At 69.8% G+C, this 11916-nt stretch carries 12 protein-coding genes (1 of these 12 cut by a window edge); 4 read left to right on the top strand and 8 right to left on the bottom strand.

The features are described 5' to 3' along the window. Positions 1–39: 39 nt before the first annotated feature. The 5 genes from glpX to M9914_00425 all read right to left on the bottom strand — a co-directional run bounded on the left by glpX (position 40) and on the right by M9914_00425 (position 5447). Entirely contained in the window at positions 40–1122 is a 1083-nt protein-coding gene (gene glpX, locus M9914_00445; GenBank protein MCO5172639.1) for a class II fructose-bisphosphatase, read from the bottom strand. 69 nt (positions 1123–1191) lie between these two features. Beyond that, positions 1192–2271, bottom strand: coding sequence for a hypothetical protein (locus tag M9914_00440; protein ID MCO5172638.1), 1080 nt, complete (start codon positions 2269–2271; stop codon positions 1192–1194). 139 nt (positions 2272–2410) lie between these two features. Further along, positions 2411–3097 carry a bifunctional phosphoribosyl-AMP cyclohydrolase/phosphoribosyl-ATP diphosphatase HisIE gene (hisIE, locus tag M9914_00435; protein ID MCO5172637.1) on the bottom strand — a complete coding sequence of 229 codons (687 nt, stop codon included), beginning with the start codon at positions 3095–3097 and terminating at the stop codon, positions 2411–2413. Continuing rightward, positions 3094–3909 (bottom strand): imidazole glycerol phosphate synthase subunit HisF, encoded by an 816-nt coding sequence (gene hisF / locus M9914_00430; GenBank protein ID MCO5172636.1) that lies wholly within the window; start codon positions 3907–3909, stop codon positions 3094–3096. Before hisF ends, hisIE begins: the two co-directional genes overlap by 4 nt. Before the next feature lie 224 nt (positions 3910–4133). Further along, positions 4134–5447, bottom strand: coding sequence for a hypothetical protein (locus tag M9914_00425; protein MCO5172635.1), 1314 nt, complete (start codon positions 5445–5447; stop codon positions 4134–4136). Positions 5448–5502: 55 nt separating this feature from the next. Here M9914_00425 and M9914_00420 point away from each other — a divergent pair, with 55 nt between their 5' ends. Together M9914_00420 and M9914_00415 are read left to right on the top strand one after the other, a co-directional pair. Further along, a complete protein-coding gene (locus M9914_00420) occupies positions 5503–5970 on the top strand; it encodes a hypothetical protein (protein ID MCO5172634.1) in 468 nt (155 codons plus the stop codon). A gap of 149 nt (positions 5971–6119) precedes the next feature. Further along, entirely contained in the window at positions 6120–6557 is a 438-nt protein-coding gene (locus M9914_00415; GenBank protein ID MCO5172633.1) for a cytochrome c, read from the top strand. 120 nt (positions 6558–6677) lie between these two features. Here M9914_00415 and M9914_00410 read toward each other — a convergent pair whose 3' ends face one another. From M9914_00410 to M9914_00400, 3 genes are all read right to left on the bottom strand, one after another. Next, positions 6678–7721, bottom strand: a complete 1044-nt coding sequence (locus tag M9914_00410; protein MCO5172632.1) for an ABC transporter permease — start codon at positions 7719–7721, stop codon at positions 6678–6680. A gap of 1 nt (position 7722) precedes the next feature. After that, complete coding sequence (locus M9914_00405; protein MCO5172631.1) at positions 7723–8751, bottom strand: ABC transporter permease; 1029 nt, start codon at positions 8749–8751, stop codon at positions 7723–7725. A gap of 168 nt (positions 8752–8919) precedes the next feature. Then, the gene (locus tag M9914_00400; GenBank protein MCO5172630.1) at positions 8920–10662 is read right to left on the bottom strand and encodes an ABC transporter substrate-binding protein; all 1743 of its coding nucleotides are present in this window, start codon (positions 10660–10662) and stop codon (positions 8920–8922) included. A gap of 271 nt (positions 10663–10933) precedes the next feature. Between M9914_00400 and M9914_00395 the strand changes: the two genes are divergently transcribed. Together M9914_00395 and M9914_00390 are read left to right on the top strand one after the other, a co-directional pair. Continuing rightward, complete coding sequence (locus M9914_00395; protein ID MCO5172629.1) at positions 10934–11551, top strand: hypothetical protein; 618 nt, start codon at positions 10934–10936, stop codon at positions 11549–11551. Beyond that, positions 11548–11916: the 5' end (the start) of an aminotransferase class III-fold pyridoxal phosphate-dependent enzyme gene (locus M9914_00390; GenBank protein MCO5172628.1), read on the top strand. It continues 1068 nt past the right edge of the window; only the first 369 of its 1437 coding nucleotides appear in the window; it begins with the start codon at positions 11548–11550; the stop codon falls past the right edge of the window. Before M9914_00395 ends, M9914_00390 begins: the two co-directional genes overlap by 4 nt.

Genomic DNA, 11916 nt, shown 5'->3' with positions numbered 1-11916 from the left:
ACCGTGGAGCGCTGCGTAGAACGGGGCGTTACCCTACACTCACACCTGGATCGTCACCCGCGCTCCGTCCCCGAGCAGGTGCACGGAGTCCGTGAAGCGGATGACCCGCGAGCGGTAGCCCATCGTGATGCTATGCGTGCGTGCGCCGTTCTTGAAGAACTTGACGCCCCGCAGGAGGTCGCCGTCCGTGATGCCCGTGGCGCTGAAGACGATGTCGCGGCCGGGCGCCAAGTCCTCCGTGCGGTAGACGCGGTCCTCGCTCGCCCCGGCCGCCTGTAGGCGCCGGCGCTCGTCCTCGTTGCGCGGGCGGAAGCGGCCGTGGATCTCGCCGCCGAGGCACTTGAGCGCGGCCGCGGCCAGCACGCCTTCCGGCGCGCCGCCGGTGCCCATGACCGCGTGCACGTTCGTGCCGCGCACGGCGGCGGCGAGGGCCGCGATGACGTCGCCGTCGCCGATCAGCTTCACGCGCGCGCCGGCCTCACGCACCTCGCGCACGAGCTGCTCGTGGCGGGGGCGGTCGAGGATGACGACCGTCAGGTCGTCGACGGCCCGGTCGAGCGACAGCGCGACGCCACGCAGGTTGGCCGCGACGGGCCAGGTGAGGTCGACCCTGCCCTTGGCCGGTGGGCCGACGATGAGCTTCTCCATGTAGGTGTCCGGCGCCTGGAAGAGGCCGCCGCGCTCGGCCATCGCGATGACCGCGACGGAGTTGTTGATCATCCGCGCCGTGATGTTGGTGCCCTCGACGGGGTCGACGGCGATGTCGACCTCCCAGTCGTCCGGCCCGGCCGTGCCGACCTTCTCGCCGATGTAGAGCATGGGCGCCTCGTCGCGCTCGCCCTCGCCGATCACGATCTCGCCGGCGATGGGGAGCTCGTTGAGGACCGAGCGCATGGCGTCGACGCCCGCCTGGTCGACGAGGTCGGCGTCACCCTTGCCGGCCACGCGGCTGGCGGCGATGGCGGCCTGCTCCGTCACCCTGACCGTGTCGAGCACGAGCGCGGCCTCCAGGCCGCCGCTACGCACGACGTTCCGCGTGGCCTTGCGCTCCCCGCCCGCCCTCACGCCGGCCGTCTGCTTGCCGCCGGCATCCTTGAGCTCACCGTCTGTTGGCTTGGTCATACCCCACTATGCGCTCACGGGGCGCGCGGCGCAGAGCGGTTTCCGCCACTCGCGGTAGACCGGGGCCGCTCAGGGCGCCAGCGGCGTAAGCTCCCCGCCGAAGTACGTGAAGCCTTCGGGCGGTTCCGGCAGCACGAAGGCCGACATCGGGTAGGCGGAGTGATCGGGTATGCCGAGCGAGTCGAGCATGGCCACCACCCAGCTGACCGAGCGGTTGTAATGCTTGCCCAGGTCCGAGTGCGACTCCGTCGCCGTTATGCCCCAGATGTTCGTGTGCGTCCCGTTGATGCGCACGTTCACGTGGTCGTCGGTCAGCACGTTCGGGTCGAGCGAGAAGAGGCGGAACGTCGTGCGCACTTCCAGGCCGTAGATGACGTTGGCGGGCACCACGTCGTTGATGTTCTGGCGTTCCGTCTGCCCCGGCACGTCGAGCGTGCCGCACGGGTCGCCCTGCTCGAGCGGGAACGGGATCGTCCACGGGCCGTCCACGAACGTCTCCTTGACGTACTGCTTGTGCTTGTTCCACCACATCCAGCACACGGCGTCGAGCGACACGAAGGAGTCGAAGGTGACGTCGAGGTTGTTCATGGCTAGTAGCGACGCCCAGACGGTGCCGTGCGAGTGCCCGACGAGGACGACCCTCGTCGGGTCGTCGATCCCGTCGATCCAGTCGCGCTTCACCTCGTCGAGGTAGGCCTGCGCCTGCAGGTAGCCCGGCTCGATCTTGCCGCTGATGGAGCTGTAGTGGCTCGTCGCGAACGAGGAGGCGCTGAAGACCTCGATCTTCGCGAGGCCGAGGCGCGTGTACGCCGCCGCGATGGCGTCCAGCACGGCGACGCCGCCGGTCGAATCGCTGGCGTTGCTGAGGTAGGACCAGGTGCTGCGCGTGTCGCACACGAGGCCGCAATGCCCCGAGAACGCGATGATGACGAGGTCGGGTGCGTCCGCCGGCCGCGGGCGCAGCGTGGCGCTCGGCGCGTTGGCGGGAACGTAGCCGATGCCGTCGAGCGGTGAGCCGCTCGACGTGGTGCGCGTGGCGCCCGCCCGCGCCAGGTCGTCGCGCGAGGCGGCCGGGGCGCACGACGCGAACACCCCCGCCACGACGGCAAGGGCCAAGGATATGGCGGCGAAGAGGAGACGGCGGCGCATGCACCAACGAGCCTACGACCTCGGCCGGCGTCTTGGGTAGCCCGGGGAGACCGCGCGGGCTCCGGCGCCAGGCCAGCCATACCCGCAGCGCCGGAACGCAGGCCCCGCGCTAGGGTCCTACCGACCGACAGGCCCCGGCCTACCGCCTCCGCTCGTCGAGCTTCTCGGCGACCGCGCCCAGCCCGACTCCCCGCTCCGTGAGGAGCACGCTCAGGTGGAAGAGGAGGTCGGCGCTCTCGTTGATCAACTCGTCGTCGCGCTCGAGCAGGGCGGCCACAACGGTCTCGCCGGCTTCCTCGACGACCTTCTGCGCCACGTAGCCGACGCCGCGCTCGTGGAGCTTGCGCACGTAGGAGCCTTCCGGCAGCGCGGCGAGGCGGCCCACGATCACGGCCTGCAGCGCCTGGAGCGTGGTGCCGAGGTTGGCGGCGCCCGCCTCGGTGACGCGTCCGCTCGGCGCGCCGCCAAAGGGCGCGGCCGGGCCCGTCTCGACCGCTCGGGCCGCGAGCTCGCCGCCCTCCAACGTCCGATAGAAGCACGTCCTCTCCCCCGTATGGCACGCCGGCCCGCGCTCCTCGACCAGGTAGAGCAGCGCGTCCGAGTCGCAGTCGTAGCGGACCTCGGCGACGCGCTGCGTGTTGCCGCTGGTCGCGCCCTTGCGCCAGATCTCCGAGCGCGAGCGGCTGTAGTAGTGCGCCTCGCGCGTCTCGAGCGTCAGTGCGACGGCCTGACGGTCGGCGTAGGCGAGCATGAGGACGGCGCCGTCGGCCGCCGACTGCACCACGACCGGCACGAGCCCCCGCTCGTCGTAACGGAGGTCGGTCATGCCGCCACCTCGCGCATCGGCAGCCCCGCCGCCGCGCAGACCCGCTTCACGTGCGCGACGCTCACCTCGCCCCGGTGGAAGATGCCGGCGGCCAGGGCCGCGTCGACCCCGGTCAGGAGCGCAGCGCGCATGTCCTCGGCGTTGCCGGCGCCGCCCGACGCCACCACCGGCACGCTCACGGCGGCCCGCAAGGCGCGGAGGGCCTCCAGGTCGTAACCCGTGTTCATGCCGTCGCCGTCGATGCTGTTCAGCACTATCTCCCCCGCTCCCAACGCCGCGCCCTTCTCGGCCCAGGCGAGCATGTCGAGGCCGGTCTCACGCCTACCACCTGCCGCGTACACGTCCCACGCACCAGCGGACCGGCCGCGCGCCTCGGTCGACCCGGTCGCGCGCGAGCGGGCGCGCACGTCGATGGAGAGGACTACCGCCTGCGACCCGAACTGGTCCGCTGCCCGCGTCAGCAGCTCGGGGTCGGCGATGGCGCCGGAGTTGATGGACACCTTGTCGGCCCCGGCGAGCATGAGCGCGCGCATGTCCGCCAGGCCGCGGACACCGCCGCCCACGGTGAGGGGCATGAAGCAGCGCTCGGCCACGCGCGCGGCGACGTCGAGGATGGCGCCGCGGCCCTCGCTCGTGGCCGTGATGTCGTACATGACGAGCTCGTCCGCCCCCTGGTCGTTATAGACCATGGCGAGGGCGACGGGGTCGCCGACGTCCGCGAGCTCCCCCAGCTCGGCGCGCCCGAACTGCCGACCGCGGGTCACTCGGCCGGCGTGGACGTCCAGGCACGGGATGATGCGTTTAGCAAGCATGTGCACGAGTGTAGCCCCCGGCGGCGCGCACGGTGGCACCTGAGGCTCGGGCACCTCCCCTGCCGGGCGTGAGACCCGTGAGCCAAGGCGGGCATCCAGGCCGGCGGCGCCCCGTACCCGCGTGGCCGATCGGGCGCAGCGTTCGTGTACGCCACGCGCGCCGTGCAGTGTCCCGTGCCCGCGTGGCCGATCGGCCACGTGGCGGTGCGAACCGGCCCCGGATCTCAGCCGCGCGTCAACTCGGACAGGAGCTCGACGTGGTGCGTCTGCGGGTAGAAGTCGTAGGGCATGAACCTGGCGAGGCGGAAGCCCCGCGCCTCGAAGTCCGCGACGTCACGCGCCCAGGTCGCGGCGTCGCAGCTCACGTAGAGGAGGCGCGCGGCGCCGGAGGCCGCGATGGCCGCGCGCACCTCGGCGGACAGGCCGGCGCGCGGCGGGTCTACGACCAGAAGCTCAGCGTCTGCGGGTATGGCCGCGAGCCTCGCGTCCTGGCGCGCGAACTCGACGTTCCCGAGCCCGAGCCTGGCCGCGTCGCGTTCGCCCCGCATGACGGCGCCGCGGTCGATCTCGATGGCGGTGACGCGCGCGAAGGCCGGTGCCAGGTGGAACGAGATGGCACCGCCGCCCGCGAAGAGCTCGACAGCGCGCTCCCCCGCCCCCGCCCAGCCGGCCAGCTCCCGGTACAGTCCCCCCGCCGCGGCAGGGTTGGGTTGGGCGAAGCTGGAGGCGTTGACGCTCACTACGACGTCGCCGTAGCGCTGCAGGATGGTCCGCTCGCCCGCCAAGCGTTCGGTGCCGGACCTGAAGCGCCCCCGCGGGTCGTGCGGCGCCAGGGCGACGCCCGTTATGCCGGAGTTGACGAGCGCGTGCGCGAGGGGCAGGAGCCGGCGCGCGGTCGTATGCGCGACGATCGCCAGGAGCGCGTGCCCTTCGTCGTTGGCCCGGATGACGAGTTCCACGGCGCCGCGCGCGGCGTGGGCGCGCATGGCGACGGCGCGCTGCCATGCTGCGTCGACGCCGGCGGTGGCCACCGGATCGGCCCCGATGACCACGACCTCGTTCGACTCCAGCCTGCGGTAGCTGAGGCCGCCCGGCACGGTGGCGGGTTGGACGCCGCTGCGGTACGCCCATTCGCTCGGCGCCGGGACGACCGGCGCCACGCCGGACTCGGCCACGGCCGCCCTGCCACCCACCTTCGCCTGGCGGCGCGCGCGCGCCAACGCGTCCGCCACTACGGAGCGCTTCTCCGTGAGCTGGCGCGCGTAGGTCATGTGCGAGAAGTCGAGGCCGGGGTGGAAGCTGGGCGGCACGCGGTCCTGGCTCGGCTCCAGGACCTGGAGGGTGGCGCCCATCAGCACGCCCTTCTGGGAGCGTAGGTCCGCCAGGACCCTCTCGCCCGGTATCGCCCCGCGCACCAACGCGACCTCGCCCGTCTTGGCGCGGCCGAGGGCGAGGCCGCCATGGACGGTGCGCTCCACCGCGACCTCCACGCCCCGCGCGGTCACGCTCGGCACACGTTCGTAGCCGCCTTCTCTCACGCCGGGCAGTCTAACCGCACTCAAGAGCGCTCATGGTGGCGGGTATACTGGCCTCATGAAGCGCTCCTTGCAAGAAGTCGTGGAGCTGGTCGTCTTCGGCCTGGTCGCTCTGCTCGTCGGTACCGGGCTGCTCTGGCTGGTCGGCTGGCTGTTGTCTCTCGGCGGCCTGCTCCTCAAGGCCATCGCCGGTCTACTGTGGCTGCTCCTGCGCTTCGTGGTGCCCGTGGCCCTCGTGGCCGGCCTCGTCTACTTCCTGGTCAAGGCGCTGCAAGGCAGGCAGGAAGCCGCCCCGACGGCCGGCAGCGGTCAGCCCGCCCCGCACCCTCAGAACGCCGCGCCGGTCGGCGCGGCGCCCACCGCGAACGCGGACGGTTCGTCGACTATCGTCGCTCCCTCCGCCACCGAATCGACGGCTACGTCGAATGACGGCGCCGATGCCGCCCCGGCGCAGGGCGCGTCAGACGTCGGCTCGCCGGCGGACGAGCCCGCCGATGAGGACCGACCTGCGGGCGAGGGCGCCTGAGGACGGCTCCGCCTGAAGGCCGGAGGCCATCAGCACCCCGGGGTGCGCGCCTCACGCTCGCCGGCCTGCCGGTCCTGACGATCGTCGGCCTATGCGTCGTAATCACCCTGGGCACGCCGGTAGGCGCGAGCGGCGGGGGCGGTAGCCCGGTGGGCTACGGGGCGGCCGTCGCCGAAGGCGCGAGCCTTTACGCGCTCAACTGCGCCGTATGCCACGGCAAGGGCGCCGGGGGGCTCGCGGATGCCAAGCTCTCGTTCCCCCCGGAAGACCGAACGTGCACGCGCTGCCACCGCCCGAGCAACCGCACGGTCCAGTCGCTGTCCGAGCCCGTGGTCGACAACGACATGTTCTCGATCGGCACGCCCCCGCCCCTGATAGCGACCGCGGGACACCCGACGGGCTTGGCGCTCACCGCCGCGCCCGCGGCACTGTGGGCGTACGTGAGCGCCACGATGCCGCGCTACGAACCCGGCCGCCAGACGCCCGCCGAGTATTGGCTCCTGACCGCCTACCTGCTCGACCTCAACGGGAGAAGCGCGGCCGCCGCCGAGGCCGTAGCCAACGCGGCCGCCGTGGCCACGCCTTGAACACCCCGGCCAGGCCGCTCGCGGCGCCGGACGCTCGCCAGGCCGGGGCAGGCCTCGACCGGACGCCAGCTTAGGCTTGGGCAGCCGCCAGGCTCAGGACGGCGTGGCCCGGGCGCTCACTCACTTGGCCTGCGGATCGAGGACGTCACGGAAGGCGTCGCCAAGCAGGTTCCAGGCCAGCACGAAGAGCAGGATGATCAAGCCGGGCCAGAACGAGACGTACCAGAAGTAGAACGGCTTGCCGGGAGGACCGAGGATCCAGTCGCGCGCGAACGAGATCATCTGGCCCCAGTCGGCGTAACCGATCTCGGCGCCCAGGCCGAGGAACGACAGCGCGGCGGCGGTGAGGACGATCGAGCCGATGTCGAGGCTGGCCACGATCACGATGGGGCCGATGGCGTTCGGAAGGACGTGACGGCCGATGATGCCGAGCGGGCGCCGCCCGATGGCCCTCGCCCCCGCCACGTACTCCTCCTCCTTGATGCGCAGGACCTCGCCACGCATCAGGCGCGCGTACGACGGCCACGCCGTGACCGCGATGGCCAGCATGATGTTCTCGATCGACTTCCCCAAGACCATGACGACCACCAGCGCCACGACGAGGCTCGGCAGCGAGATGACGATGTCGGTGAAACGCATGACGAGGTTGTCGAAGACCCCGCCTATGTAGCCGGAGAGCGACCCGATGATGATGCCGATTGCGAAGGCGATGCCGACGACGATGAGGCCAACCTTGAACGCCGTACGGGTGCCCCACACGAGACCGTAGAAGATGTCGTAACCGCCGCTGGTGGTGCCCAGAACCGTCTTGGTCGTGGCGGCGTCGGCCGGTTGCGTGCTGAAGCTGACCCGCGCGATCGTGAAGCACGACTTCGGGGGAGCGAAGATGGCCTTCCAGAAGACCGGCTTGACGGGGTTGCGGTAGTCGTGCTGGTTGGCGGCCGTGAGCTCGAGGTCCCGCAGGCAGCTGCGCGGCAGCTCGGTGAGAACCGGAGCCAGCGTGGCGATGAGCACGAAGCCGGCGACCATGATCAGGCCGACGACGGCGAGCGGGTTGCGCCGGAAGCGCTTCCAGGCGCGGCCCTTCCGCGCGGGCTGGTCCAGGTGCTCATCGGCGCTGCCGATGCTCTCGAGGTTCCGGGGGGTGTCGGTGTCTGGTGCCATGCTACTCGTACCTGATCCGCGGGTCGACGACCCCGTAGAGGATGTCCACGAGCAAGTTGGCGAGGACCACCATCATGGCCGTGAAGACGGCGAAGCCGAGCACGGAAGCGTAGTCGAGGTTGACGGCGGAGGCCGCTGCCCACTGGCCGAGGCCAGGGTAGTTGAAGATCGTCTCCGTGATGACGACGCCGTTGATGAGCCCGATGAGGACGAAACCGGAGAGCGTGATGACCGGAATCAGCGCGTTGCGCCGCGCGTGCTTGTGCGTCACGACGTGCTCGGGGAGGCCCTTGGCGCGCGCGGTACGCACGTAGTCCCTGCCGAGCGCGTCGAGCAGCGAGGAGCGCATCACGCGCATGATCTGAGCGCTCTGGACGACCGAGAGGGTGATGACGGGCAACACCATGTGCATGAGGGCGTCCCAGAAGACGTCGAGGCGCTTGTTGAGGAGCGAGTCCAGCAACAGCATGCGGGTGTAGTTGACGAACCCCGAGTTGGGGCCTGTGGAGATCCTGATGGCATCAGATATGCGGCCGGGTTGGAACCAGCCCAACCAGCCGTAGAAGATGACGAGTAACCAGATGCCCAGCACGAACGTCGGCAGCGACCAGCCCACGATGGACGCCACTCGGGCGAACTGGTCTATCGGTTTGTCGCGGTTGAGGGCCGCGGCCGTGCCCATGGCGACGCCCACGCCAATGACGGGCAGGATGGCGAGGATGGCGAGCTCGAGGGTGACGGGGAAGCGCTTGCCGAGCGTCGTCAGCACGGGCTCGCGAGCCGTGCGGGAGTAGCCGAGGTTGCCCTTCACCACCTCGCCGATCCAGCGGCCGTACTGCTTGTACCAGGGGTCGGTGAGGCCGTACTGAACGATTATCGAATCGATATTACGGATCTGCTGCTCGGACTGGACATAGGCGGCGGCGCGTTGGTAGGGGGTGAGGAGCTGCATGAGCAGCACGATCGCCAGGGTCACCCCAACGAACACGACCGGCAGGAGCAGCAGGCGCCTGACGATGAAGACTAGCAAGATACCGGATCCATATCGCTGGTTGGTCGTCTCGTCGGCCGGCGCCGCACCCTTGGGGCCCGCGCAGAGGCACCGCGTGGCGGTGGGCGGCGAGCGGGCCCTGGAACCTGGCGCTGGCCCCGTGGGGCCGGGAGGCTGCGAGAGCTCCCGACCCCACGAGAAGGCGGCTCAGTTCTTGGACAGGTCCTTCCAGAGGAACTTGTCGGAGTACATCGTGTTGTAGTAGACGCCGTTCAGGTTGGAACGGACCACCAGGAACGCGCTCTGGATCGGCACGGCGATGAGTGGCGCCTGGTCGTAGTGGAGGGTGCCGATGCCGCGGTAGAGGAAGCCACGGGCTTCGGGGTCGACCAGCTGGTCGGCCTGGTCGATGATGGCCTGTATCTCGGGCACGCTGATGCTGGTGCGGGCCGAGTAGTAGCCGTCGTCGTCGTAGAAGGTGTTGATGAAGTTGCTCGGGTCGGCGTAGTCAGCTGCCCAGCCGAGCGCGAACATCGGGGCCTTCTTCTCGGCCGTCCGGGAGAGGTAGTCGGCCCAGGGCAGACCGCGCACGCTCATCTTGAACTTCGGGTTGATGAACTCGAGGTTGTCCTTGATGAGCTCGAGGGCCGTCTGGCGGATGGTGTTACCCGAGTTGTAGAGGGCGGTGAACTCGAAGCCCTTCTCCCAGACCTGGCCATCGAACGCGGCGCGGAAGTAGTCTTCGGCGGCTTCGAGGTCGAGGGTGCGGACGGCCACGTCGGGGTTATAGCCGAGGAAGCTGGAGGGCAGGCCCATGGTGATGACGGTGCCCTGGCCCTGGTAGACCTGGTCGACGAACGCCTGCTGGTCGAAGAGCTGGGCGAAGCCGCGGCGCACGTTCACGTCGGCGAAGAAGTTGGACGGGATGCCCTTGCCGTCGAGGAGGCCGGAGCCGACGTCCTCGTTGTTGGTCACGTCGATGGCGAAGTTGAAGAACGCCGCGGTGACACTGGCGGGCAGCCAGTTCGGGTCACGGAGGACGGAGACGCCGGCGGCGCCTTCCACCTGGGCGACGGCGGAGTTCTCGTTGAGCGTGATGCGATCAGCGTCACCCTGCTGGATGGCGAGGATGCGCGTCGACTGCTCGTCGACGTAGCGGTAGATGACGTGCTTGAGCGCGGGAGCGCCGCCCCAGTAGTCGGCGAAGGCGTCGGCTACGACGCTGTCGTCGGTCCAGTCGACGAGCTGGAAGGCGCCGGTGCCGCTCGCGTTGCGGTGGAGGAACTCGGCGGTCAGATCACGGCCGACCCAGTCCTGCCACGTGGCCTCGGTGCCGTCCCACGCGCCGCCGGCGATGGCGAACTGCGAGTCGACGATGCTGAAGGCCGTGTAGGTGAGGATCGGGATGAGGGCCGGGGTGGGGTTGACGAGGTTGACCGTCGCCTTGAGGCCTTGCGGGCCCTCTGGGCAGGTGACGATGCCGTCGATCATGTCCCACGTGACCTCGGAGAGGAACGCAGCCGGGTCGGAGCCGTCGATGTCGGTGCCGAGCCAGAGGTTGCCCATCAGGTACGCCGGGGCGCCTTCCGGGTTGGCGGTGAGGGCGCCGTACTTGAAGGACCACGCCACGTCCTTGCACGTCATGAGGTTGCCGCTATGGAACTTGACGTTCGGGCGCAGGTCGAAGGTCCAGTGCAGGCCGTCGGCGCTGACCGAGTAGCCGGTGGCGAGGCTCGGGACGAAGACGTCGAGGGACTCGCCGTCGTAGGACATGAGGGTCTCGTAGACGTTCTCGATGATGCCGCCGGAGCCCGTGTCGTAAGCCCGGGCCGGGTCCATCGAGACGGGCTGGCCGAACGTCATATACACGTACGTGTCGGCCGGCGCCTGCGCGAAGGCCGTGCCCAACAACAGCATGCCAGCGGCTAGCAGGGTAATGACTCTCTTCATCGACTATCACTCCTTAACGAATTGCTTGCGTCTCTCTGCGGTCGCGAGGGGGCACGCTTAGCCACGCGCCTGTCCCGGGCAGAACGTTCACGGATACAACTTCGTGGTCCGAACTGGCGGGACCCCCTTTCGTAATGAGAGGGCCCATGCCCTCCTTGACGCGTGCCGTAACTATAACTGAACGGCCGGGATTCGTGCGCCACGGGTCACCATGAGGCGCATGAGCGCTTCTGGAGCGGGCGCGGTGAGTGGGGCGGTGTAGCATTGGCCCGTGCAGCCTAGTTTTCCGATCCTGCGCAGCGCGAGGGCGGCCCTCGCCGGCGCCGCGCTACTCGCCTTGAGCGCGTGCGTCCACCGCACCGACTCCATGGCCCCCACGATCGCCATCACCGAGCCGCGCAGCGGCACTACGCGAAGTAGTGACGACCTGCGCATCAGCGGGTACGCACTGGACGACGCCGGCATCGCCAGCATCAAGGTAGACGGGGCCGACCTGATGCAAGACAGCCTGTACGCGTCCGAGCGCGGCAAGCGTCTCGTGCAGTTCGCCTTCACCAAGCCCAACCTGCAGGACGGCGAGCTGCGGCTGGTCCTCGAGGTCACGGACGTCAACGGCCGCTCGTCGCTGGAGCGTTACGTGCTCACGCTGGACGCCACGCCCCCGACCGTCGAGTTGACGAAGGTCGAGTCCGTGGCGGGGGGCCGCATCCGGGTCGAGGGGGTCGCGCGCGACAACATGCGCCTCAGCAGCATCAGGATCAACGGCGTGCCGCTGGCGTTCACCCCAGGCACGGAGTACTCGTTCTCAGTGATCGTCGACGCGGTGAGCGACGGCCAGATCGTCGTCGAGGACAGCGCCGGCAACACCACCACCAGGGACCTACGATGAGCCAAGCCGCCACGACCACCGCCCGCCTCCCCATCGCCACGCGAGACCTCCTGACCGGGAGGGGCGACCACCGCGTCCTCGACCTGGAGAGCAGGCACGGTAACGGCGATCTCTTGAAGGTCCTGGACATACTCGGCATCGCCGGCCCGTTCAAGGTCGTGTCGCCCTGGGAGCTGGAGGACGAGACGGGCCGCCACCTCGTTCATGCGGGCGGCTACGCCGCCATGCCGTTCGGCGAGGCCTACCCGCCGCTGATCGACTTCGTTCGCGACTACCTGGCCGAGAACAAGCAGCTCGGCCTCCCGCAGCAGTCGTTGAGCGAGTGGCGGGCCGCGCTCGCGACGAACCTCGTCGCGCTGCTCGCC

It is taken from the genome of Trueperaceae bacterium (assembly GCA_023954415.1).
Lineage (GTDB): Bacteria > Deinococcota > Deinococci > Deinococcales > Trueperaceae > JAAYYF01.
This window is presented reverse-complemented; position numbering and strand designations above follow the sequence as displayed.

What these genes read in the sequence shown, in the direction of transcription:
- glpX (MCO5172639.1), bottom strand. Translation starts at nt 1,122, where the DNA reads ATGACCAAGCCAACAGACGGTGAGCTCAAGGATGCCGGCGGCAAGCAG.
- M9914_00440 (MCO5172638.1), bottom strand. Translation starts at nt 2,271, where the DNA reads ATGCGCCGCCGTCTCCTCTTCGCCGCCATATCCTTGGCCCTTGCCGTC.
- hisIE (MCO5172637.1), bottom strand. Translation starts at nt 3,097, where the DNA reads ATGACCGACCTCCGTTACGACGAGCGGGGGCTCGTGCCGGTCGTGGTG.
- hisF (MCO5172636.1), bottom strand. Translation starts at nt 3,909, where the DNA reads ATGCTTGCTAAACGCATCATCCCGTGCCTGGACGTCCACGCCGGCCGA.
- M9914_00420 (MCO5172634.1), top strand. Translation starts at nt 5,503, where the DNA reads ATGAAGCGCTCCTTGCAAGAAGTCGTGGAGCTGGTCGTCTTCGGCCTG.
- M9914_00410 (MCO5172632.1), bottom strand. Translation starts at nt 7,721, where the DNA reads ATGGCACCAGACACCGACACCCCCCGGAACCTCGAGAGCATCGGCAGC.
- M9914_00400 (MCO5172630.1), bottom strand. Translation starts at nt 10,662, where the DNA reads ATGAAGAGAGTCATTACCCTGCTAGCCGCTGGCATGCTGTTGTTGGGC.